Here is a 22,493-nt window from a genome sequence, read left to right as displayed (position 1 = left end):
CCTCCCCGCTTGCGGCGAGAAAGGCGCCCGCCGCGAAGACCGGAAACAGGATCGGCAGCACACTGACCAGGATCACGGTAAAGGAGCGGAAGGCGAGCCCGAGAAACACGCAGATGAAGACGATCTCGGTGGTCAGCCCTGCGTTGAGCTTGCCGATCATGGTGGCGCTGTTGCGCGCGGCAATCGCCGAAAGGCCCGTCACCACGATCCGGTAATCGGGATGCGCCTTGCGGACCGTGTCGAGTTCGGAGTCGAGATTCTTGATCACGGGCAGGAGGTCGCTCACATCGACATCGGGGATGCGGCCCGTGACGACGACGGAATTGTCCTTCTCGTCGATGAACCTCTTCGTCAAATAATCCGGCAGGATCGACACATATTCGTTCAGCTTCTCGGGCGTGTCTTCCTGGGTCTTGGCCAGCCAGCGCCGCAAGGTCTCCACCGACCACACATTGCCCACGCCCGATTGCTTCTCGATGAGGCTGTGCACTTCCGCGATGGCGTTCAAAACCTGCGGATCGTAGAGCGTAAGGTTTTTCGGATAATCGACCATGACGTGAAGCGGGTTAGCGCCGGTCAGCTTATCGTCAAGCTGTGCACTTGCCGCCACCGCCTGCTCGCGATCAGGCACCTGGTCCGCGAGCCGGTAGCGCGGGGTGAGGGTGACGTAGATCGCGCCAAGACCGATAACGAGCGCCAGGCCAAGGCTGACAATGGTTTTGGGATGCCGCACGCCGATCTCGGCAATCCAGCCGCAGGCGCGCTGCAGCCACTCCATCGCCGAATTGTGGCTCCGCAAATTTTCCGTGTACTTGGCCGTGTTGCGCGGGATCAGCATGCGCGTCAGGAGCGGCACCAGCACGATACAGGCCAGGAACGCAATCATGGTCGAGAGAGCGCCGGCGAAGCCGAAGGTCCGGATCAGCGCCGACTCCGAGAAGAACAGCGCAACGAAGGAGAAAAAGGCTGTCGCCGACGACAGCACGGTAGCGGGGCCCACCACGAGGGTGGAATACCGCGCCGCCTTGATGCGGCGGTCGCCTTCTACCAGGCGATTGCGCATGGCGACCGTGAGCTGCATGGAATCGGAGAAGCCAAGAACCATGATCAGCGGGATCATGACGTTTAAGAAGAGATTGAGCTTGAAGCCGAGCCACCCGAACGTGCCGAGCGACCAGATTATGGCAACGACCGGCGGCAGCGCGGCGATCACCATCAGAGAGAAGCGCCGGAAGAAGGCGTAGGCGATGATGGCGCCGAACAGAAATCCGAGCACGTTATATTTGAAGCGGTCGCGCTCCACGGCATTGCGGATCTCGAGCTGCATCACCGGTGCGCCGGAGAGCTGCATCTGCAGCCCGGTATCCTTCAGATATTCCTTCGCCGTGTCGTCGATCTGCTTCACGACATGGCCCAAGCCCTGCTCGGCCACGACCTTGCGATCGAGAGCAAGCAGGATGAGGGTAAGTGTGCCGTCCTCGGAAAGCAGCTTGCCGGAAATAATCTCGTTGCGACGGACCTGGTCGATTAGGTCCTTGTAAGCCTCGCCCGTGGGCAGTTCTGCCGGGAATACCGGACCGGGGATCTTGCCGGGCTCCGGCGCTTCGCGCGCTGAAAAGAGCGAGACCTGGCCGTCCATGCCGTCCACAAATTGCAGGTTGATGACCAGATCGCGGAGCGCTTCGACGGATTTCCGCTGCAGCAGTCCCTTGCCGCTGACGACGATAAGGACATCATATTCGCTCGACGGGAAGCGCTCGGAGATCGTCTCGTAGTCGCGAAATTCCTGCGTGTCGGTGCGGAACAATTCCGAAAGAGAATCGTCGACCTGGATCCTGCTATAGCCGAACCCAGCGGCGACCGTCAGCGCGCCGACAATGACAGCGGCAAGAATGGGATAGCGGAGCGCAAGCAGGCCGAGGCGCTCAAGGCCGAAGGTGAGCGAACGCACCGCTTTCGTCTCGGTCTTCTGCTGCATTCTTGGTGCCGCTCCTGGCGTGTCCGGCGTCCCCGGATCTTCGCGGATAAGAGCTCCCCCCTCCGAATCCGCCTTATACCAAGACTTGGGTCGATGCCATAACGCGATGTGCCAGATTGTCTCTTGGGAGGCAGCTAGAGGTTGAGAGCGCCCTGCACCTGGCGAAGCTGGTCGAGCTTGGTCTGCGCCCGGTCCCGCGCGAGATCGTCCTTGGCGTCCTGAACGTCCTCCTCGGCATTTTCGATCGACTGCACGAGATCGCTTGCGTCCATCTCGGCCAGATCGACCGCCGTCTCGGCAAGGATCGTGAGCCCGGCGGGTCCGACCTCGGCAAATCCGCCGCGCACGAAATAACGCACGCTCTCGCCGCCGGCGGTCACGATATCCACCACCCCCGGCCGCAGTGTCGTCAGGACCGGGGCATGATAGGCGAGCACGGTGAAGTCGCCTTCGGAGCCCGGCACCAGCACCTGCTCGACATCGCCGGACACGACGAGCCGCGCCGGCGATACGAGCTCGAATTTGAACGGATCAGGCATGATCGACCTTACGCGGCTTCGGCGGCGAACTTCTCCGCCTTATCGACCGCCTCCTCGATGGTGCCGACCATGTAGAACGCTGCCTCGGGCAAATGATCGTATTTGCCTTCCGAAAGCTCCTTAAAGCCGCGGATCGTATCGGCGAGATCGACAAACTTGCCGGGGCTGCCGGTAAACACTTCGGCGACGAAGAAAGGCTGCGACAGGAAGCGCTCGATCTTGCGCGCGCGCGCAACCGCGATCTTGTCCTCCTCCGACAGCTCATCCATGCCGAGAATGGCAATGATGTCCTGGAGCGCCTTGTAGCGCTGCAGGATTTCCTGCACGCGCCGGGCAACGGCGTAATGCTCCTCGCCGACGATCAGCGGCGACAGCATGCGCGAGGTGGAATCGAGCGGATCCACGGCAGGATAGATGCCCTTCTCCGCGATGGAGCGCGACAGCACCGTCGTGGCGTCCAAATGCGCGAACGACGTGGCCGGCGCCGGGTCGGTCAAATCGTCGGCAGGAACGTAGATGGCCTGCACCGAGGTGATGGAGCCCTTGTGCGTCGTGGTGATGCGTTCCTGGAGCGCGCCCATGTCGGTGGCGAGCGTCGGCTGATAGCCCACGGCCGAGGGAATGCGGCCCAGAAGCGCCGACACCTCGGACCCCGCCTGCGTGAAACGGAAGATGTTGTCGACGAAGAACAGCACGTCCTGGCCTTGGTCACGGAAATATTCGGCAACGGTCAGGCCGGAGAGGCCGACACGCGCACGGGCGCCCGGAGGCTCGTTCATCTGGCCGTAAACCAGCGCGCATTTGGAGCCCGCGGTCGAGCCGTTGTTCTTCTGCGGATCCTTGTTCACGCCGGACTCGATGAACTCGTGATAAAGGTCGTTGCCCTCGCGCGTGCGCTCGCCGACGCCGGCGAACACCGAGAAGCCGCCATGCGCCTTGGCGACGTTGTTGATGAGTTCCTGGATGAGCACGGTCTTGCCCACGCCCGCGCCGCCGAACAGGCCGATCTTGCCGCCCTTGGCGTAAGGCGCGAGCAAATCCACGACCTTGATGCCGGTGACGAGGATCTCGGCTTCGGTTGATTGGTCGACATAAGAGGGTGCCGGCGCATGGATGGGGCGTCGCTCGGCCGTCTTGATGGGACCGGCCTCATCGACCGCCTCACCCACGACATTCATGATGCGGCCCAAGGTCTCCTCCCCCACGGGAACCGAGATCGCCTCGCCCGTATCGGTGACCTTCTGCCCGCGCACCAGTCCCTCTGTGGAGTCCATGGCGATGGTGCGCACGGTGTTCTCGCCAAGATGCTGGGCGACCTCAAGCACCAGGCGATTGCCCTGATTGTCCGTCACGAGCGCGTTCAGAATCTCAGGCAGCTGATCGCTGAACTGCACGTCGACGATGGCGCCCATGACCTGGCGCACCTCGCCCTCCGCGCCCTTGCCTTCGGCGATCTTCTTCTCTTGCTTCTTCGTCTCTGCGACGACGGCGGCTTTCTTGACCATGCGAGTTTCCTTGCGTCCTAAATACTAGAGTGCCTCGGCACCGGAGATGATTTCGATCAGCTCCTTGGTGATCATGGCTTGGCGCGACCTGTTGTAGCTCATGGTGAGGCGGTCGATCATCTCACCGGCGTTGCGGGTGGCGCTGTCCATGGCGCCCATGCGCGCGCCCTGCTCCGACGCAGCGTTCTCCAGCAGCGCCTTGAAGATCTGCACCGTGATGTTGAGCGGCAGAAGATCGGTGAGGATTTCGGCCTCGTCGGGCTCGTATTCGTAAACCGCTCCTTTGAGGAGTTCGTCGGCAGGCGGCGCATTTTCCGGGACTTGCGCCGGGATGATTTGCTGCGCCGTCGGGATCTGGCTTATCACGGAGCGGAACCGCGAAAAGAACAGCGTCGCCACGTCGAACTCGCCGCGCGCGAACAGGTCGAGCACCATCTGCGCGGCCTTCTCGGCATGCTCGAAGCCGAGCTGCCGCACGCCCCTAAACTCGACGACCTCGATGATGCGCGAGGCATATTGGCGCTTCAACTGGTCGAAACCCTTGCGGCCCACGCAAAAGATCTTCACGTCCTTGCCCTCGGCGAGAAGGCGGTTGATGTGCTCGCGCGCCAGGCGAACGATCGAGGAATTGAAGCCGCCGCAAAGCCCGCGCTCGGCGGTGCACACGACGAGCAGATGCACATCGTCCTTGCCGGTGCCAACCATGAGCGGCGAGCCGCCTTCATGCCCGGCCAGCGCGCCGGTAAGGCTTGCGAGCACGGCTTCCATGCGCGTGGCGTAGGGCCGCGCGGCCTCCGCCGCCATCTGCGCGCGCCGAAGCTTCGCCGCCGCCACCATCTGCATGGCTTTGGTGATCTTCTGCGTCGCCTTCACGCTGGCGATGCGATTGCGCAGCTCCTTCAGCGAAGCCATGGCTAGGTCCTATCGCTCCCCAACATCAAAGCCATCTTAGGCGAAGGCCTTGGAGAAGCTGTCGACGGCGCCCTTGAGCGCTGCCTCGGTTTCCTTGGAAAGCTCTTTCCTGTCGCGGATGGTGTCGAGTATGCCCGGATGCTTGTCGCGCATATAGCGCAGCAGCTCGGCCTCGAAGCGCTGCACGTCCGACACCGGCAGGGGATCGAGATAGCCGTTGACGCCGGCATAGATCACCACGACCTGCTCCTCGACCTTGAGCGGCGAGAATTGCGGCTGCTTCAGAAGCTCCGTCAGGCGCGCGCCGCGATTGAGCAGGCGCTGGGTAGTGGCATCGAGGTCGGAGCCGAACTGCGCGAAGGCCGCCATCTCGCGATATTGCGCGAGCTCGCCTTTGATCTTGCCGGCGACCTGCTTCATCGCCTTCACCTGCGCGGCGGAGCCCACGCGGGAGACTGACAGACCGACGTTCACCGCAGGCCGGACGCCCTGATAGAACAGGTCCGTCTCGAGGAAGATTTGGCCGTCGGTGATGGAGATCACGTTGGTCGGAATATATGCCGACACGTCGTTGGCCTGCGTCTCGATCACCGGCAGCGCTGTCAGCGAGCCCGAGCCGTTATCGGCGTTGAGCTTGGCCGCGCGCGCCAGCAGGCGGGAATGCAGATAGAAAACGTCTCCGGGATAGGCTTCGCGTCCGGGCGGACGGCGGAGCAGAAGCGACATCTGGCGATAGGCCACCGCCTGCTTGGAAAGATCGTCGTAAGCCACCAGCGCGTGCATGCCGTTGTCACGGAAATACTCCCCCATGGCGCAGCCGGCGAAGGGCGCCAGGAACTGCATGGGCGCCGGATCCGACGCGGTGGCGGCGACGACAATGGAATATGGCAGCGCGCCGTTATCCTCGAGCACCTTCACGAATTGCGCGACGGTCGAGCGCTTCTGCCCGATGGCGACATAGATACAATAGAGCTTCACCTTCTCGTCGCCGCGCTCGTTAATCGATTTCTGATTGAGGATGGCGTCGAGGATGATGGCGGTCTTGCCGGTCTGGCGGTCGCCAATGATCAGCTCGCGCTGGCCACGGCCGATGGGGATCAGCGCGTCGATGGCCTTGAGGCCGGTCTGCATCGGCTCGTGCACGGATTGGCGGGGAATGATGCCCGGCGCCTTCACGTCGGCGCGGCGCTTTTCGTCGGACTGGATGGGGCCTTTGCCGTCGATCGGATTGCCGAGACCGTCCACCACGCGGCCGAGCAAGCCCTTGCCGACCGGCACCTCGACGATGGCCCCGGTGCGCTTGACGATGTCGCCTTCCTTGATGTGGCGGTCGTCGCCGAAAATCACGATGCCGACATTGTCGATCTCGAGATTGAGCGCCATGCCGCGCGTGCCGTCGGCGAACTCGACCATCTCGCCGGCCTGGACCTTGTCGAGGCCGTAAACGCGGGCGATGCCGTCGCCGACCGACAGCACCTGGCCGATCTCGGAGACTTCCGCCTCCTGCCCGAAATTCTTGATCTGCTCCTTCAGGATCGAGGAGATCTCAGCGGCGCGGATATCCATCAACCAACCTCATTCATGGCATGCTTGAGACTATTGAGTTTCGTGCGGAGCGACGTGTCGATCATGCGGCTGCCGATTGTGACGACGAGGCCGCCGAGCAGGCCCGGATCGACCCCCTCCTCGAGCTGCACGTCCTTGCCGAGCGCAGCCTTGAGCGCCTGCTTCAGCGCCGTGCGCTGCGTATCCTTGAGCTTCGTCGCTGACAGAACTTCGGCGCTCACCTCGCCGCGATGCCGCGCCAGCAGGCCACGGAAGGCACGCAGCATGGCAGGGGTGGCGAACAGCCGGCGATTCTCGGCGACGAGCAGGAGGAAATTCCGCGTCAGACCCTCGATCTTGAGCTTCTCCAGGATCGCGGCCAGCGCCCCCTGCTGCTCGCTTGCGCTGAAGAGCGGGCTCTTGATCAAGGTCGTCAGGTCTTCGAAGGAATTGAGCGCCTCGCCGAAGCGATTGAGGTCGGTTTCGACCTTGTCGAGCACCTTCGCCTCGCGCGCGAGGTCGAACAAAGCGGTGGCATAACGGCCCGCTACGCCTGCGCTTGATTGATCTTCGCCTGCCACTCGAAACGCCTTTCCCCGGGCGGCCGCCTTAGCATCGGTCGCGCCCGTCAAACCCAGCTCTTTCTTGATTGAGACCCCGCGTCAACAGGCGAAAAGCGCCGCTAACGGCCCCCCGGAAGCCCGGCGTGCGTTTAACATAGGCCAAAGGGCCGCGCAACAATCGGGGGTCGGATTCTCCAGAAAGATAAGGCATTTGCCGGTCCCTTGGCGCTGATATGGAGCAGGCCTGGGCGGGCGGTCAAAGGAACGAGTAAGGGTCGACGTCGACCTGGACGCGGACGTTGCCTTTGGGCTTCGGCGCATCCTTGAGCCACAGCCGCAAATAGGCCTGGAGATCGGCCTCGCGGGCCGACTTCACCAGCAGGCGAAAGCGGTAGCGGCCGCGAATGACGGCGAGCGGCGCCTCGGCCGGCCCGAGCACATGGATCTTTGCCGCCTGCGGCGCCGCGCGGGCAACATCGCGGGCATAGGCCTCCGCCGCCTGACGCGAGCTGCCGGTGACGAGGAGGGACGCGAGCCGTCCGAAAGGCGGCAGGCCGGCGTCTTTTCGTGCGGCGATCTCGCGCTCCAGGAAGGTGTCGCGGTCGCCGGATACGAGCGCCTGAATCACCGGATGCTCCGGCATAAAGGTCTGGATCACGCCGCGCCCCTTGATGGCCGCGCGTCCAGCGCGTCCCGTCACCTGATGCATGAGCTGGAAGGTGCGTTCCGCCGCGCGCGGATCGGCATGCGCGAGACCGAGATCGGCATCGACCACGCCGACAAGAGCGAGACCTGGAAAATGGTGACCCTTGGCCACGAGCTGTGTGCCGATGATCACGTCAACCTCGCGCTCCTCGATCTCGCGCAAGGTCTCGCGCAGATCGGTAATGCTGGGGGTAATGTCGCTCGACAGGAGCACGCGGCGCGCATCGGGAAAGAGTTCGGCCACCTCCTCGGCGATGCGCTCGATGCCAGGCCCGCACGCGACGAGCGACTCTTCCGCTCCGCAATTGGGACAGGTCTCGGGAATGGGCACGAAGGTGCCGCAATGGTGACACTCGAGCCGCCGGCGGAAGCGATGCTCGACGAGCCATGCGGAGCAGTTGGGACACTCGAAGCGGAAGCCGCATTTGCGGCAGAGCGTGATCGGCGCATAGCCGCGGCGATTGAGGAACAGCAGCGCCTGCTCGCCCCGCGCCAGCGTTTCGGCCACCGCTTCGACCAGTGGTGGCGACAGCCAGCGGCCGCGCTCCGGCGGCGTCGCGCGCATGTCGATGGCGTCGATCACAGGCAGGCTCGCGGCCTTGTAGCGCTCGGCAAGGCGGATGTGGTGGTAGCGCCGCGCCACGTTCACGAGGCTCTCGATGGAGGGCGTGGCCGAACTCAGGACCACAGGGCATTGCCCGAGCGAGCCGCGCAGCACGGACATGTCGCGCGCCTGATAGGGCACGCGCTCCTCCTGCTTGTAGCTTTGGTCGTGCTCCTCATCCACGACGATGAGACCGAGATTTGGAAAGGGCAGGAACAGGGCGGAGCGGGCGCCGACCACGAGCTGGGCCTCGTCTTGCGCCACCGCGCGCCAGACCCGCCCGCGCATGGGCCCGGCGAGCCCCGAGTGCCACTCGGCCGGCTTCGCGCCGAAGCGCTCTTCGCAACGCGTCAGAAACTGACTGGTAAGTGCGATCTCTGGGATCAGCACCAGCGCCTGCTGGCCCCGCTCAAGCGCGGCGGCGATCGCCTCGAAATACACTTCCGTCTTGCCGGAACCGGTGACGCCGTCGAGCAGGCTCACGGCGAAGCCGTCCCCGGTCTGCTGAAGCAGCGCGTCCGCAGCCTCGGCCTGCTCCGGCGTCAACCGCGCGCGCCCCTTCGCAAGATCGAATGGCACGGCCCACGGATCGGGCAGCTTCTCCATGACGAGCGCCCCGGTCTCGACCAGGCCATTGACGACGCCTGCACTGACGCCGGCAGCTTCCGCCAGGCTCGACTTGGTCCAGATCATGCCGTTGCGCGCGAGCTCCAGCACCCGGGCGCGGGCGGGCGTCAGGCGTTCCGGCTGCCCCACGAGGCGCACGCCAAAACGCGGCGTGGGCGGCGTGAAGGCCTGGCTCGCGCTCATCATCATGCGCAGCACCATGCCGGGCGTGGAGAGATTGTATGCCGCGGCCCCATCGGCAAACGCGAGCGAGACCGGCGGCAAGGGCGGAACATCGTCCACCACTTCGATGATGCCGCGCAGCTTGTCGGGATTGATCTTGGGCGGCTCCGCGCCCTCGGGGCGCGTCCACACTACGCCCAGATATTCCACGGATCCGAGCGGCACGACCACGAACCGCCCCGGCGCCACCTGCATGCCCTCCGGCACGGCGTAATCGTAGGGCGCCGGCAATGCGAGCGGCAAAAGCACTGGAACCGTCACAGGCTGCGTTGCGGATTTAGCCAAGCAGGCGGCCTTTCCGGTTAAGCTGCGAGAAGGAGTCGTGTCTCATGATATCGATTCGGCGGCTAGGGCGCCGCAATGCCGGGGTTGCCACGTGGCGGAATCAAGAACTGAAGGCTTGAGCGCGGCGCAGGACGTCAAGGACGCGGCCGCGTCCTGGCTGACCTATTTATCGACCGAGCGGCAGCTTTCGCCCAAAACTAGCGAAGCCTATGCCCGCGACCTCGGCCAGTTTCTGGCCTTCCTCGGGCCGCATGGCAATTGCCTGCCCGATTTGCCGCGTCTCTTTTCCCTCTCCGCACGCGATGTGCGCGCCTTTCTCGCCGCACGCCGCATGACCGGCGTCGGCAGCCGCAGCCTGTCGCGCGCACTGTCGGCGCTCCGCATGTTCTATCGCTTCCTTGAACGCCGCGGTTTCGGCAAGAACGACGCCGTGCGTACCGTCTCGCTGCCCAAGATCCCGCATTCGGTGCCGAAGCCGCTCACCGCGCCGAAAGCCACCGCCCTGATCGAGAGCGCCGATATCGCCTCACCCGACGCACCGGACTGGATCACCGCGCGCGATACTGCCGTGCTGACGCTTCTCTACGGATCGGGCTTGCGCATCTCAGAAGCATTGTCCCTCAACCGCCGCGACGCGCCGATCAAGGGCCGCGACATGCTGCGCGTGCTCGGCAAAGGCGGCAAGACCCGCGTGGTGCCCGTGCTTCCCATCACGCGCGAGGCGGTTGAAGCCTATCTCGACCTGTGCCCTTTGCCGCTTCCCGCCGATGGCCCGCTCTTCGTGGGCGCGCAAGGGAGACAACTCTCGCCGCGCATCCTACAGCTCGCCATTGCGCGCTCGCGCGGCGCGCTCGGTCTCCCCGACACCGCGACTCCCCATGCGCTCAGGCATTCCTTCGCCACGCATCTGCTCGGCGCAGGTGCTGATCTGCGCGCGATCCAGGAGCTGCTCGGTCACGCCAGCCTCTCGACCACGCAGGGCTACACCGAAGTCGACCGCGCGCATTTGCTCAAGATCTATACGAGCGCGCATCCGCGCTCGTAACTGCCAGGGGAAATCCATGCCGATGGCGCTGACCGCGGTGCTCTGCTTTTGTGGTGGGGCCTGATCTATCCCGCGAATGTGCAGCTCGCGTCCTGGGTGAACGGTGCGGTGCGTCGGACTGGGCCGATACGCGCGACCGTTGGGGATGGGGTCCGCCATCATCGGCGTGATCGAGTTTGTCGGCTTCGCCGCGCTCGTCGCCTCCGTGCTATCCGACACGCCGGAGGGCGTCATGCGTCCGGTGGTCGAAGAAGAGTCGGTGCGCGCCACACGATTGTCAAAGCCCAAACGGCGCGTGGCCCGCCGCCGCTAGGCGTCACATATGGATGGCGCGCTTGTCGACGGCGAGCGCTGCCTCTTTGATCGCCTCGTTGAGCGTCGGATGCGCATGACAGATCCGCGCGAGATCCTCCGCCGAACCCCCGAACTCCATGAGCACGACGGCTTCGGCGATCATGGTGCCGGCGTCTGCGGCGATAATGTGCACGCCGAGCACACGGTCGCTGCCCTCCTCCGCCAGCAGTTTGACGAAGCCTTCGGTGGTGCGGTTGACCTTGGCGCGGCCATTCGCAGTGAAGGGAAATTTGCCGACCCGATACGCGATACCGGCCGCTTTCAGCTCCTCCTCGGTCTTGCCAACCGAGGCCACTTCCGGCGCGGTGTAGACGACGCTCGGGATCGCATCGTAATTCACGTGACCCACCTGACCGGCAAGAATTTCTGCGACCGCGATTCCTTCGTCCTCGGCTTTATGCGCGAGCATCGGACCGCGGATGACATCGCCGATGGCGTAAACGCCGGACACGTTGGTCTGAAAATTCTCGTCGACGACGACACGGCCGCGATTGTCGGTCGCCACGCCGGCGTCGGCCAGGCCTAGCTCCTCGGTGTTCGGCACGCGGCCGATGGCGACCAGCACCACGTCACAGTCGAGCGTCTCCGCCTTGCCGCCCTTCGCGGGCTCGAGCGTCAGCGTGCAGCTCTTGCCTTTTGTCTCGACCTTCGCGACCTTGGTGCCGAGCCTGAAATTCATGCCCTGCTTCGTGAGCACGCGCTGAAGCTGCTTCGCCGCTTCTGCATCGAGACTTGGCGCGACACGGTCGAGCATTTCGACCACGGTCACTTCCGCGCCGAGCCGCGCCCACACCGACCCAAGCTCAAGCCCGATATAGCCCGCGCCGATCACCACCAGACGCTTCGGCACCTCCGGCAGCGACAAAGCCCCGGTCGAGGACACGATCTGCTTCTCGTCGATCGCGACGCCCGGAATCGCGGCCACGCTCGATCCTGTTGCAATGACGATGCTCTTCGCGTCGACCATCTGCTTTTCGCCGTTGATGAACGTGACCTCGACCTCGCCCGGCGCCGCGATGCAGCCGGTCCCGTGAAAATGGTCGATCTTGTTCTTCTTCAGGAGAAACGCGACGCCGTCGACATTGCCCTTCACGCCCTCGTCCTTGAACGCGAGCATGGCGGCAAGATCGAGCGCGGGCTTCACCTTGATGCCCATCGCCGCAAAACTGTGACCCGCTTCCGCATAAAGCTCGCTGGCATGCAGCAGCGCCTTGGACGGAATGCAGCCGACATTGAGGCAGGTGCCGCCATGGGTGGCGCGCTTCTCGATCACGGCCACCTTCAGCCCGAGTTGCGCCGCGCGAATTGCGCAGACATAGCCGCCAGGTCCCGTGCCGATGACGGCGAGGTCGTAACTCATAAAATTGTCTTCCCCCTTAGTCGTCTGGCGTCAAAGTCTCCTCGCCGCGTCCCGCATCCCAAAGTCCCGTCAAGCTGCGCGAGGCCCAGCGTCGCCAAAATCGCGGAAATCCTTAGAAAAATGCCGAATAGGCGCATTGTGTGGTCACTCTATTGCCTGCCGAGGGCATCACCTTGGGGCAGATACAGTCGCCGGGTCCAACAAATCCGCGGAATTGGGTGGGCGCGGCATTAAAGGTCGAGGACGAGACGAGCGGGGTTCTCGATCGCGTCCTTTATATGCACGAGAAAGGTCACGGCCTCTTTGCCGTCGACGAGGCGGTGGTCGTAGGAAAGCGCGAGATACATCATCGGCCGCACAACGATCTGGCCGGCGCGCACTACCGCGCGCTCCTCGATGCGGTGCATGCCGAGAATGCCGGATTGCGGCGCGTTGAGGATCGGCGTCGACAGCAACGAGCCGTAGATGCCGCCATTGGAGATGGTGAAGGTGCCGCCCTGCATCTCCTCAAGCTTGAGCTTACCGTCGCGCGCACGCGCGCCAAACTCCGCGATGCCGGACTCGATCTCGGCGAGGCTCATCTGATCGGCATTGCGCAGCACCGGGACCACCAGCCCGCGCTCGGTGCCGACCGCGACGCCGACATGATAGTAATTCTTGTAGACGATATCCTCGCCGTCGATCTCGGCATTGACGGAGGGAATGTCCTTCAGCGCCTGCGTCGCCGCCTTGACGAAGAAACCCATTAGGCCGAGCTTGACGCCGTGGCGCTTCTCGAAGGCGTCGCGATATTCGCGCCGAAGCTCCATCACCGCGCTCATATCCAAGTCGTTGAGCGTGGTGAGCATCGCGGCGGTGTCTTGCGCTTCCTTCAGCCGCTTGGCGATGGTCTGCCGCAGCCGCGTCATGCGCACGCGCTCCTCGCGCGCTTCGTCACGGGGTGCGATGGGCGATCGCATTGAGGGCATCGGAGCTGGTCTCCGCGCCCGCGCCAGCAAGGCGTCGGCGGCGCCGGCAACGGGCACGTCCTGCTTCAAGACCTGGCCGCGGCGGCCGGAGCCTGTGACGTCGTGGGCGCTCAGGCCCTGCTCGGCGAGGTGTTTGCGCGCGGCAGGCGACGGCTGCATATCTTCGAGGCTGATCTCTTCGCGTTGGAACGGCTCCCGCTCGAGCGGCGGCGTTTCGGCGCGTGGCTGCACCGGCTCTTCAGGAGACGCGACAGCACCCTTCTTAGTGACTGGCTCTGGCGGGGGAGCCATCTTGGCACCGGGCCGCACTGCTGCCATTTCCGCGGGCGCGGACTCCACGGACTTTTGCTTAGGCGGTGCATCCTTGCCGGCGCCCTCGGCAATCGCGCCGAGCACGGTACCGACCGCGACCGTGTCGCCGGATTTGACGATGATATCGGAGAGCACGCCGGAGACAGGCGCCGGCACCTCGACCGTCACCTTGTCGGTTTCGAGTTCGACCAGCGGCTCGTCGGCTGTGACCGCGTCGCCCGCCTGCTTGAACCACTGCCCAACGGTGGCCTCAGTGACGGATTCACCCAGGCTCGGCACGCGAATATCTGTCGCCATGGCTCCTGCCCCTGCTCGCCGCCCGATCTAGTTTAAAGCCTCATCGAGAAATGACTGCAACTCGCGCAGATGCTTGCTCATGAGCCCGGTCGCCGTCGCCGCCGAAGACGGACGCCCAGCATAGCGCGGACGCCGGTGCTTGGCGCCGATATGATCGAGCACCCACGCAAGGTTGGGCTCGATAAAGCTCCAGGCGCCCATATTCTTCGGCTCCTCCTGGCACCACACCATCTCCGCGTCCTTGAAGCGCGACAGATCCTGAATGAGGGCGCGGGCCGGGAAGGGATAAAGCTGCTCCAGCCGCAGCAGATAGACATCATTGACGCCGCGCTTGCCGCGCTCCTCGTAGAGATCGTAATAGACCTTGCCGGAGCAGAGCACGACCCGCCGCATCTGGTCGTCGGGCACGAGTTGTACGGTGTCGGCCGGTGAGATCTGCGCATCATCCCATAGGACCCGGTGGAAGCTCGAGCCTGGTCCGAGCTCATCAAGCTCCGATACCGCGCGCTTATGACGAAGAAGCGACTTCGGCGTCATGATCACCAGCGGCTTGCGGAACTGGCGGTGAAGCTGGCGCCGTAGCACGTGGAAATAGTTGGCTGGCGTGGTGCAGTTGACGATCTGCCAATTGTCTTCGGCGCAAAGCTGCAAATAACGCTCAAGCCGTGCCGAGGAATGTTCGGGGCCCTGCCCCTCATAGCCATGCGGCAGCAGCAGCACGAGGCCGGACATGCGCAGCCATTTGCGTTCGCCCGATGAGATGAACTGGTCGACGACGACCTGTGCGCCATTGGCGAAATCGCCGAACTGCGCCTCCCAGAGAACGAGAGCGTTGGGCTCGGCGAGGCTATAGCCATATTCGAAGCCAAGCACCGCCTCCTCCGAGAGCATCGAGTTGATGACCTCGAACGGGCCCTGCTCCTTGGAGATGTGCTTCAACGGCGTGTATTTCTTCTCGTTCTCCTGATCCATCAGCACCGCGTGGCGCTGGGAGAACGTGCCGCGCTCGCTGTCCTGGCCCGACAGCCGCACGCGATAGCCCTCGATCAGAAGCGTGCCATAGGCGAGCGACTCCGCCGTCGCCCAGTCCAGCCCCACGCCATCGTCGATCATCTTGCGCCGATTGGCCATGATGCGCACGACGGTCTTATGCGGGTGGAAGCTTTTCGGGATAGTGGTGAGCTTGCGGCCGACCTCCCTCAGCACCTCCATGTCGACGGCGGTCATGCCCCGCCGGGCGCCTTCCTCCGCCAGGCCGATGCCGGACCATTTGCCGTCGAGCCAGTCGGCGCGGTTCGGACGATACGCGTCGCTCGCGGCAAACTCCGTCTCCAGATAGGCGCGGAACTCGGCCTGCTGCGCCTCGATCTCCTCACGCGTGAGCAGCCCTTCCTCGATCAGCCGCCGCGTATAGAGCTCGACCACGGTGGGATGCTGGCGGATGCGCTGATACATCAGCGGCTGCGTGAAGGCGGGCTCGTCGGCCTCGTTATGGCCGTAGCGGCGATAGCAGAACATGTCGATCACGACCGGTTTGCCAAAGCGTTGGCGGAACTCGATAGCGATCTTGGCGACATGCACGACGGCTTCGGGATCGTCGCCGTTCACATGCAGGATCGGCGCGTCGATCATCTTCGCTACGTCCGACGGATAGGGCGAGGAGCGGGCGAAGCGCGGCGCCGTGGTGAAGCCGATCTGGTTGTTGACGATGAAATGCAGCGAGCCGCCGGTGCGGTGGCCGCGCAAGCCGGACAGGCCGAAACATTCCGCCACCACACCCTGCCCGGCAAAGGCCGCATCGCCATGCAGCAGCAGCGGCAGCACCTGGCGGCGCTCCTTGTCGTGCGCCTGGTCTTGCTTCGCGCGCACCTTGCCCAAAACAACGGGGTCGACAATTTCCAGATGTGATGGGTTCGAGCTCAGCGACAGATGCACACGATTGCCGTCGAACTCCCTATCCGACGATGCGCCGAGATGATATTTCACGTCGCCCGAACCTTCGATCTCGTCGGGATGCGCGCTGCCGCCCTTGAACTCGTTGAAGATCGCCCGGTAAGGCTTGGCCATGACATTGGCGAGCACGTTCAGGCGCCCGCGATGCGGCATCCCGATCGCGATCTCGCCGAGATCGAGCTGGCCGCCGCGCTTGATGATCTGCTCCAGCGCCGGCACCGTGGACTCCGCGCCATCGAGGCCGAAGCGCTTGGTGCCGGTATATTTCACGTCGATAAAGCGCTCGAAGGTCTCGGCTTCGATCAGCTTCTTCAGGATCGCCTTCTTGCCTTCCGGCGTGAAGCCGATCTCCCTGCCCTCGATGCGCTCTTGGATCCACGCCCGCTGTTCGGGATCGGAGATATGCATGTATTCGGCGCCGATGGTGTTGCAATAGGTGCGCTTCAGAACATCGAGCAGCTGGCGCACGGTCGCGAATTCGAGGCCGAACGCGCCGCCGATATAGATCGGGCGATCGTAGTCCGCCTTGGTGAAGCCGTAGCTCTTCGGCTTGAGCTCGGGATGCTCGCGGCGTGTAGTGAGCTCCAGCGGGTCGAGCTTGGCGACGAGATGACCGCGGGTGCGGTACGCGCGGATCAGCAGGCGTGCACCCAGCGTATCGCGCGCCGCGTCAACGGCGCTGCGATCGCCGACGATCGCGCCCGAACCGTCATCTTCAATGCGGGCCGCGCCGCCATTGCGGCGCTGCCATGACGGTCCGCGCGCCTCGGCGAGAACGTCGGCCTTGATGTCGTCGAGGCTCGCGAAGAAATCAGCCAGCTCGGGATCTACGGAGTTGGGATTGCTTTGATAGCTTGCGTAAAGCGCGGCGAGATAGGTAGCGTTCGCGCCTTGTAGGAACGACGTGCGTGCAAACACGTCGTTCAGCTCATGCCGTGTCATCGAATCTCCTGCCGGTTGTTGCGATACCCGGCGTGAACGGCAAAAACGGCGAGCGTTGGGCGCCGGGGCTCAACCTTGATGTAATACCCGTGCAAGGGTCGTTCCAAGGCTGGCGGGCGAGTCTGCCATGACTATTCCGGCTGCGCGCATTGCCTCAATTTTATGCTTTGCGTCGCCTTTACCGCCTGAGATGACGGCACCGGCATGGCCCATGCGCCGCCCGGGCGGCGCGGTCGAGCCTGCGACAAAGCCCACCGCGGGCTTCTTCGTCTTGGCGTCCGCCAGGTAAGCGGCCGCCTCTTCCTCTGCGCTGCCGCCGATCTCGCCGATCATGATGATCGCCTCTGTCGCATCGTCAGCGAGGAATAAGGCGAGGCAGTCGATGAAATTCGTGCCGTTCACGGGATCGCCGCCGATGCCGATGCAGGTCGACTGTCCAAGCCCGGCCGCCGTGGTCTGCGCCACCGCCTCATATGTCAGCGTGCCCGAGCGCGACACGATCCCGACAATGCCGGGCTTGTGGATATGACCTGGCATGATGCCGATCTTGCACTGGTCCGGCGTGATGATGCCGGGGCAGTTCGGCCCAATCAGGCGCGTTTTGCTGCCGGACAGCGCGCGCTTAACCTTTACCATGTCGAGCACGGGCACGCCTTCGGTGATGCATACCACCAGCGGCACTTCGGCATCGATGGCTTCGAGGATGGCGTCAGCGGCGAAGGGCGGCGGCACATAGACCACGCTCGCATCCGCACCGGTTTCGCGCACGGCTTCCAGCACGGTGTCGAACACCGGCAGGCCGAGATGCTGGCTGCCGCCTTTGCCCGGCGTGACGCCCCCGACCATGCTGGTGCCGTACTCGGTCGCCTGCTGCGAATGGAACGTGCCCTGCGCGCCGGTAAAACCTTGGCAGATGACGCGTGTGCTCTTTTCGATGAGAACAGCCATCAGGCGGCATCCTTCACGGCGGCGACAATCTTCTTCGCGGCGTCGTCGAGATCGTCGGCGGGAATGATGGCAAGGCCGGAGTCTTGCAGCAGCTTCTTGCCGCGCTCGACATTCGTGCCCTCCAGCCGCACCACGAGCGGCACCGCGAGCTTCACCTCGCGCGCCGCGGCGATGATGCCCTCGGCGATGGTGTCGCAACGCATGATGCCGCCGAAAATATTCACGAGCACGCCCTGCACATGCGGGTCGGAAAGGATGATCTTGAACGCCTCCGTGACGCGTTCCTTGGTGGCGCCGCCGCCGACATCGAGAAAGTTCGCGGGCTCGCCGCCATACAGCTTGATGATGTCCATGGTGGCCATGGCGAGGCCGGCGCCGTTGACCATGCAGCCGATATTGCCGTCGAGCTTCACGTAAGAGAGGTCGTGCTTGGAGGCCTCGACCTCGGCCGGGTCCTCCTCATGAATGTCGCGCAGCTCGGCAACGTCCGGGTGCCGGAACATGGCATTGTCGTCGAAGGCCATCTTCGCATCGAGACACACGAGGCGGCCATCCTTCGTCACAACGAGCGGATTGATCTCGATCAGGCTCGCGTCCTTCTCGATGAAGAGCTTGTAGAGCGACGCGACGAGCTTGCCGCATTGCTTGCCGAGGTCGCCCTCGAGCCGCAGCGCCGCCGCGATCATGCGGCCGTAAAACGGGCTCATCCCCGTGGCCGGGTCGACATCCACGGCGAGAATCTTTTCCGGCGTTTCGGCGGCGACTTTTTCGATATCCACGCCGCCTTCCGTCGAGGCGACGAAAGCGACGCGGCCGCTAGCGCGATCGACGAGCAGCGAAAGGTAAAGCTCGCGCACGATGCTCGTGTCCTCGACGATATAGACGCGGCGTACGAGCCGGCCCTTCGGCCCCGTCTGCGGCGTGATCAGGGGCTTGCCCAGGATGCGATCAGCCTCGGCATGCAGCTCCTCAAGGCTTTTGACGAGCTTGATGCCGCCGCCTTTGCCTCTGCCGCCGGCATGGATCTGCGCCTTCACCACCAGAACGTCGGTGGTGAGCTCCTTCGCCGCGCGCGCGGCCTCTTCCGCCGTCTCCGCGAGGCGGCCTTCGGCAACGGGCGCCCCATAGGCGCGCAACAGGTCCTTCGCTTGGTATTCGTGAATATTCATGCGTGCTGCCGCAATGCGTGGATCGCGCCCCGGCGCTTAAGCCAAGCTCGGCGCGATCCTCTGGCAAAGCTCGACGAGCGTCTTCACCGACTCGACCGAGTGATTGAACATATCCTGCTCGGCGGAGGTCAGCTCGATCTCGACGACGCGCTCGACGCCCTTTGCGCTGATGACGACAGGCACGCCGGCGTAAAGGCCTTTCACGCCGTACTCGCCATTGAGATAGGCGGCGCAGGGCAGCACGCGCTTCTTGTTCTTGAGATACGACTCCGCCATCTCCAGCGCAGCGGCGGCGGGCGCGTAGAAGGCGGAGCCCGTCTTCAGCAGGCCGACGATCTCGGCGCCGCCGTCGCGGGTCCGCTGCACGATCTCGTCGAGCCGCTTCTGCGTGATCCAGCGCATGCGCACGAGATCGGTCAGCGGAATGCCGGCCACTGTGGAATAGCGCACCAGCGGCACCATCGTGTCGCCATGTCCGCCAAGCACGAGCGCCGTCACGTCTTCCGGCGAGACATCGAATTCTTCGGACAGGAAAAGGCGGAAGCGCGCGGCGTCGAGCACGCCCGCCATGCCGACCACCTTATTGCGCGGCAGGCCGCTCGTCTTCTGGAGCGCCCACACCATGGCGTCCAGCGGGTTGGTGACGCAGATGACGAAGGCTTCCGGCGCGTATTTGCGCAAGCCGGCGCCAACCTGCTCCATGACCTTGAGGTTGATCTCGATCAGATCGTCGCGGCTCATGCCGGGCTTGCGCGGCACGCCGGCAGTGACGATCACCACATCGGCGTCCTTGATCTCCGCATATTCGTTGACGCCCCGGAACTTCGCCGAGAAGCCTTCCACGGGGGCCGATTGCGACAGGTCGAGCGCCTTGCCTTGCGGCATGCCGTCGACCACGTCGAAAATGATGATCTCGCCAAGCTCCCTTATGCCGGCAAGATGAGCGAGCGTGCCGCCGATTTGGCCGCCCCCGATAAGCGCAATGCGGCTACGCGCCATGACATCCCTCCAATTTTCGGCCTAGCGGGTCGCTGATCGCTTCCTGGACCAGCGCCGGCGGGAAGGGTTGGTTAAATGCAATCTTGCCGGGGCGCAAGGCGCTAGAGGGGCCAAATTGCCGATCTCGATGGACAAGACGCGGGCTTCGGCCCGATGATCCCGCCCGATGGCATCCAATGAGGGGAACGATGGGAATTCGCGAGGACCGCAGCCAATTGAACCTCCACCGCTATGCCGCGGCCGCCCGCGCGTCGGTGTTGCTCCTCTCAACGGGCCTCTTCGCTTGCAGCGCGGGCGCGGAGCCGGTGAGCATCACCTGCGAAGAGCGCGACGCCGGTCAGCCTTCGCAGATGACCATGATCTATGAGGGCGACGCGGAAGGCACCCTCAAGGTCATGGGCTCCTTCGGCGAGATGTCCTTGCCCGCGACCAAAGAGATCCGCGAAGGCGAGGTGGACGGCAAGAAGACCTCGGTGATGGGCATTCGCGCTTCCGGGCCGGCGACGGTTATGATGCCGGACAAGGCCGCGATCGAGGCCTGCGTCACCGGCAAGCTGGATGCGAAGCAGATCCAGGACGAGGACATTGTGTTCGCCACAATGTCGGGTTGCCGCGCCGAAGCGCCCTTGAGCAAGACGCCGATCGCCATCAACGCCATGGTGGAGATCGCGGCGCTCGAACCGCCGTCTGCCTATGTCTTCATGACGCGCACGTTCCTCGAGCCCACCACCCTTCCGGGCGGCAAGATCACCGTCGACTCGCTGCCGCCGCCGAACTGCACGATCTCTGGCCAATAGGATTCAGCCCGAGCTTAGGGTCGCGGCGCACAAAAGGAGGCGATCACGGCAGAGAAATCCGGAAAAAAGCAAGCCCCCGCCGAAGCTCTCGCTAACGACGATGCGGACATGACGCCGCTCGTGGTCTGGGGCGCGCGGCTCAGCGTGCTTCTGCTGGCGCGAGGCGGCCTATTGCTCTTGGCCTACGCCTATTACGGCTTCGGCACCGACCCGAACGATTTCGCGCTCGGCTTTCGCCTCGACCCCCTGAACGCCGCCGTGCAATGCTTTTGGGGCGTCGTCGGCAGCTTTATCGGCTTCTACCGGCCCCGTTATGCCACCGCCTTCGTGCTGGCCTTCGCGGCCTTTTACACCGCCGCGGTCCTCTTGGGAGCCTTCACGCCTTACCAGCTTGGCGCGGCGCTCGGGGACAAAGAACGGCTCTTTTACTGGGTCATGGCCATATCGGGCTGGGCTGTCGGGCTTTACGGATTGTGGCAAGAGCGGCGCGGCACCCCGGCCTAGCGCTCCACCTCGACGGCGAGCGGCTTGTCCTTGGGCTTGATACGAACCACGAAGAGCCTCACCGGCTCCTTGCCCTCATTCATGCCGCGATGCACGAGGTTTGGCGCGAGATAGAAGCTCTCGCCCACCTTCAACGACTTCCGACCGTGTCCCTCGATCTCAAGCGCGAAATCGCCCTGGAGCACATAGGCAATTTCATGCGCATCGGGATGAATGTGCCAAGGCACCATCGCTCCCGCCGGGAAGCTGTAGGTGTGCGTCACGACTTCCTTGCTGGGGTCGCCGGCGAACTGCTCTTCGAGCAGCTCTTTCGCGACCACCCCGTCCGCGACACCAGCCTCGCGTGCGAAGGATGCCTCGGGCACGACGGCGGCCGCGAGCGCCACAGCCAAAAGCAGCGATTTGCAGTTCATCGAGCACCCCGTAGCGAGATCCAAAACGAGTCAACTTCGCAGGTCATGTGGCGTGGCGCTAGTAATCGAGGCCGACGGCAATCCCGGAGTCGGGCGCCAGCGCATAATCCTCGACCAATGGAGGCTCGGCATAGCCGACAGAAGGCGGCCCGTAATAGCCGACCGGCGGCGGGACATAGCCCGCGACCGGCGGTGGCCCGACATATTCGACAGGCGGGCCGTCATAAGCATCCACGGGCGCAGGATAGACCGGAGCCGCGTATCGCGGCACAGGATAGACGGGAACGGGATAGACCGGCTCGGCCTCGACATAAGGCGGATAGTCGGCGCTCGGGCCGATATAGCTGTAGGTGCCGAAGAAATCGCCGCCGGCAAAATCGGCCGCGAACACCGGCGCGGTTGCAAACGCAGCGCTTCCGGCAACAACAATGACAACGATAGAATTACGAAGAGACGAGGTCATCTGAAGCCTCCTTTGGCTCTAATCCCCCGACTGCACGCTAGGCGACGATCCCCTAGCTTCGGCTTGCGCCGATAGATTCAACTTTATCCGCCTTGAAGAGTTTCCGCGCAGCATTGGTGGCGATGCCGCATCAATCGCCAACGTTCACGTCCGCACCCGGCAACCTCGATATTGACGTCGTCATCGTCATCACCGCGTCAATCGGGACGATTGGCTCGCGAGAGCCATTCGCAGTCACGGTTTCGCCCTATTTGGGATTGCGCAGTCGATTCAAGTCATCCTTTCGCGAAGACATGCGTCTCATTACCGCGACGCCGCAAGCGTCCGGGTCGGCTTGAGATATTCCGACCCCAATAAGGGGTGGCGCGCCGAAAGGCGCAAACATTAAGTGTCCGCGACCATGGGATCGCGGCGGGCGCCGTCCGGCGCGCCACATGCGCTCTCACGCATGCTCTTTCGCGGCAGATTTTTCGGACGCCGGGCC

Annotated in this window: 19 protein-coding genes; 4 read left to right on the top strand and 15 right to left on the bottom strand. The window is 64.0% G+C overall.

What is annotated here, in order from left to right; all coding sequences use genetic code 11:
* From ACR2J1_RS09325 to ACR2J1_RS09295, 7 genes are all read right to left on the bottom strand, one after another.
* A partial coding sequence (locus ACR2J1_RS09325; protein ID WP_434019054.1) for an efflux RND transporter permease subunit occupies positions 1-1,978 on the bottom strand: 1,978 nt, incomplete at its 3' end.
* A gap of 134 nt (positions 1,979-2,112) precedes the next feature.
* On the bottom strand, positions 2,113-2,517 hold the full coding sequence (locus ACR2J1_RS09320; protein WP_434019053.1) for a F0F1 ATP synthase subunit epsilon: 405 nt from the start codon (positions 2,515-2,517) through the stop codon (positions 2,113-2,115).
* An 8-nt stretch (positions 2,518-2,525) separates the two neighbouring features.
* Positions 2,526-4,022, bottom strand: a complete 1,497-nt coding sequence (gene atpD / locus ACR2J1_RS09315) for a F0F1 ATP synthase subunit beta (protein WP_434019052.1) — start codon at positions 4,020-4,022, stop codon at positions 2,526-2,528.
* A gap of 24 nt (positions 4,023-4,046) precedes the next feature.
* Positions 4,047-4,934: a F0F1 ATP synthase subunit gamma gene (locus ACR2J1_RS09310; protein WP_434019051.1), complete on the bottom strand. Its 888-nt coding sequence runs from the start codon at positions 4,932-4,934 to the stop codon at positions 4,047-4,049.
* A 36-nt stretch (positions 4,935-4,970) separates the two neighbouring features.
* Positions 4,971-6,500 (bottom strand): F0F1 ATP synthase subunit alpha, encoded by a 1,530-nt coding sequence (gene atpA / locus ACR2J1_RS09305; protein WP_434019050.1) that lies wholly within the window; start codon positions 6,498-6,500, stop codon positions 4,971-4,973.
* On the bottom strand, positions 6,500-7,060 hold the full coding sequence (locus ACR2J1_RS09300) for a F0F1 ATP synthase subunit delta (RefSeq protein WP_434019049.1): 561 nt from the start codon (positions 7,058-7,060) through the stop codon (positions 6,500-6,502). The genes atpA and ACR2J1_RS09300 overlap by 1 nt, the downstream gene beginning before the upstream one ends.
* A 238-nt stretch (positions 7,061-7,298) precedes the next feature.
* Positions 7,299-9,485, bottom strand: a complete 2,187-nt coding sequence (locus ACR2J1_RS09295; RefSeq protein WP_434019048.1) for a primosomal protein N' — start codon at positions 9,483-9,485, stop codon at positions 7,299-7,301.
* Between the two features lie 91 nt (positions 9,486-9,576).
* On the opposite strand from ACR2J1_RS09295, the gene ACR2J1_RS09290 reads away from it, so the two are divergent.
* Together ACR2J1_RS09290 and ACR2J1_RS09285 are read left to right on the top strand one after the other, a co-directional pair.
* Complete coding sequence (locus tag ACR2J1_RS09290) at positions 9,577-10,530, top strand: tyrosine recombinase XerC (protein ID WP_434019047.1); 954 nt, start codon at positions 9,577-9,579, stop codon at positions 10,528-10,530.
* 145 nt (positions 10,531-10,675) lie between these two features.
* Positions 10,676-10,843 (top strand): hypothetical protein, encoded by a 168-nt coding sequence (locus ACR2J1_RS09285; protein ID WP_434019046.1) that lies wholly within the window; start codon positions 10,676-10,678, stop codon positions 10,841-10,843.
* Between the two features lie 3 nt (positions 10,844-10,846).
* Here the strand turns inward: ACR2J1_RS09285 and lpdA are convergent, their stop codons facing one another.
* The 6 genes from lpdA to mdh form a co-directional block, all read right to left on the bottom strand.
* A complete protein-coding gene (gene lpdA / locus ACR2J1_RS09280; protein WP_434019045.1) occupies positions 10,847-12,244 on the bottom strand; it encodes a dihydrolipoyl dehydrogenase in 1,398 nt (465 codons plus the stop codon).
* A 230-nt stretch (positions 12,245-12,474) separates the two neighbouring features.
* Positions 12,475-13,821 (bottom strand): 2-oxoglutarate dehydrogenase complex dihydrolipoyllysine-residue succinyltransferase, encoded by a 1,347-nt coding sequence (odhB, locus tag ACR2J1_RS09275; protein ID WP_434019044.1) that lies wholly within the window; start codon positions 13,819-13,821, stop codon positions 12,475-12,477.
* A gap of 27 nt (positions 13,822-13,848) precedes the next feature.
* Complete coding sequence (locus ACR2J1_RS09270) at positions 13,849-16,716, bottom strand: 2-oxoglutarate dehydrogenase E1 component (protein ID WP_434019043.1); 2,868 nt, start codon at positions 16,714-16,716, stop codon at positions 13,849-13,851.
* A 69-nt stretch (positions 16,717-16,785) separates the two neighbouring features.
* The gene (gene sucD / locus ACR2J1_RS09265) at positions 16,786-17,664 is read right to left on the bottom strand and encodes a succinate--CoA ligase subunit alpha (protein ID WP_434019042.1); all 879 of its coding nucleotides are present in this window, start codon (positions 17,662-17,664) and stop codon (positions 16,786-16,788) included.
* Entirely contained in the window at positions 17,664-18,833 is a 1,170-nt protein-coding gene (gene sucC, locus ACR2J1_RS09260; protein WP_434019041.1) for an ADP-forming succinate--CoA ligase subunit beta, read from the bottom strand. The genes sucD and sucC overlap by 1 nt, the downstream gene beginning before the upstream one ends.
* A 36-nt stretch (positions 18,834-18,869) precedes the next feature.
* The gene (mdh, locus tag ACR2J1_RS09255) at positions 18,870-19,832 is read right to left on the bottom strand and encodes a malate dehydrogenase (RefSeq protein ID WP_434019040.1); all 963 of its coding nucleotides are present in this window, start codon (positions 19,830-19,832) and stop codon (positions 18,870-18,872) included.
* A gap of 188 nt (positions 19,833-20,020) precedes the next feature.
* Here mdh and ACR2J1_RS09250 point away from each other — a divergent pair, with 188 nt between their 5' ends.
* Together ACR2J1_RS09250 and ACR2J1_RS09245 are read left to right on the top strand one after the other, a co-directional pair.
* Positions 20,021-20,629 (top strand): hypothetical protein, encoded by a 609-nt coding sequence (locus ACR2J1_RS09250; RefSeq protein WP_434019039.1) that lies wholly within the window; start codon positions 20,021-20,023, stop codon positions 20,627-20,629.
* Between the two features lie 108 nt (positions 20,630-20,737).
* On the top strand, positions 20,738-21,133 hold the full coding sequence (locus ACR2J1_RS09245) for a hypothetical protein (RefSeq protein ID WP_434019038.1): 396 nt from the start codon (positions 20,738-20,740) through the stop codon (positions 21,131-21,133).
* On the opposite strand, the gene ACR2J1_RS09240 is transcribed toward ACR2J1_RS09245, so the two are convergent.
* A complete protein-coding gene (locus ACR2J1_RS09240) occupies positions 21,130-21,546 on the bottom strand; it encodes a cupin domain-containing protein (RefSeq protein WP_434019037.1) in 417 nt (138 codons plus the stop codon). The genes ACR2J1_RS09245 and ACR2J1_RS09240 overlap by 4 nt on opposite strands.
* 58 nt (positions 21,547-21,604) lie before the next feature.
* Complete coding sequence (locus ACR2J1_RS09235; protein ID WP_434019036.1) at positions 21,605-22,009, bottom strand: hypothetical protein; 405 nt, start codon at positions 22,007-22,009, stop codon at positions 21,605-21,607.
* Positions 22,010-22,493: the final 484 nt, after the last annotated feature.

Source organism: Methyloceanibacter sp. (genome assembly GCF_050999895.1).
In the GTDB taxonomy this organism is placed as follows: domain Bacteria; phylum Pseudomonadota; class Alphaproteobacteria; order Rhizobiales; family Methyloligellaceae; genus Methyloceanibacter.
This window is presented reverse-complemented; position numbering and strand designations above follow the sequence as displayed.

What these genes read in the sequence shown, in the direction of transcription:
- ACR2J1_RS09320 (WP_434019053.1), bottom strand. Translation starts at nt 2,517, where the DNA reads ATGCCTGATCCGTTCAAATTCGAGCTCGTATCGCCGGCGCGGCTCGTC.
- atpD (WP_434019052.1), bottom strand. Translation starts at nt 4,022, where the DNA reads ATGGTCAAGAAAGCCGCCGTCGTCGCAGAGACGAAGAAGCAAGAGAAG.
- ACR2J1_RS09310 (WP_434019051.1), bottom strand. Translation starts at nt 4,934, where the DNA reads ATGGCTTCGCTGAAGGAGCTGCGCAATCGCATCGCCAGCGTGAAGGCG.
- atpA (WP_434019050.1), bottom strand. Translation starts at nt 6,500, where the DNA reads ATGGATATCCGCGCCGCTGAGATCTCCTCGATCCTGAAGGAGCAGATC.
- ACR2J1_RS09285 (WP_434019046.1), top strand. Translation starts at nt 10,676, where the DNA reads ATGGGGTCCGCCATCATCGGCGTGATCGAGTTTGTCGGCTTCGCCGCG.
- lpdA (WP_434019045.1), bottom strand. Translation starts at nt 12,244, where the DNA reads ATGAGTTACGACCTCGCCGTCATCGGCACGGGACCTGGCGGCTATGTC.
- odhB (WP_434019044.1), bottom strand. Translation starts at nt 13,821, where the DNA reads ATGGCGACAGATATTCGCGTGCCGAGCCTGGGTGAATCCGTCACTGAG.
- ACR2J1_RS09270 (WP_434019043.1), bottom strand. Translation starts at nt 16,716, where the DNA reads ATGACACGGCATGAGCTGAACGACGTGTTTGCACGCACGTCGTTCCTA.
- sucD (WP_434019042.1), bottom strand. Translation starts at nt 17,664, where the DNA reads ATGGCTGTTCTCATCGAAAAGAGCACACGCGTCATCTGCCAAGGTTTT.
- sucC (WP_434019041.1), bottom strand. Translation starts at nt 18,833, where the DNA reads ATGAATATTCACGAATACCAAGCGAAGGACCTGTTGCGCGCCTATGGG.
- mdh (WP_434019040.1), bottom strand. Translation starts at nt 19,832, where the DNA reads ATGGCGCGTAGCCGCATTGCGCTTATCGGGGGCGGCCAAATCGGCGGC.
- ACR2J1_RS09250 (WP_434019039.1), top strand. Translation starts at nt 20,021, where the DNA reads ATGGGAATTCGCGAGGACCGCAGCCAATTGAACCTCCACCGCTATGCC.
- ACR2J1_RS09245 (WP_434019038.1), top strand. Translation starts at nt 20,738, where the DNA reads ATGACGCCGCTCGTGGTCTGGGGCGCGCGGCTCAGCGTGCTTCTGCTG.
- ACR2J1_RS09240 (WP_434019037.1), bottom strand. Translation starts at nt 21,546, where the DNA reads ATGAACTGCAAATCGCTGCTTTTGGCTGTGGCGCTCGCGGCCGCCGTC.
- ACR2J1_RS09235 (WP_434019036.1), bottom strand. Translation starts at nt 22,009, where the DNA reads ATGACCTCGTCTCTTCGTAATTCTATCGTTGTCATTGTTGTTGCCGGA.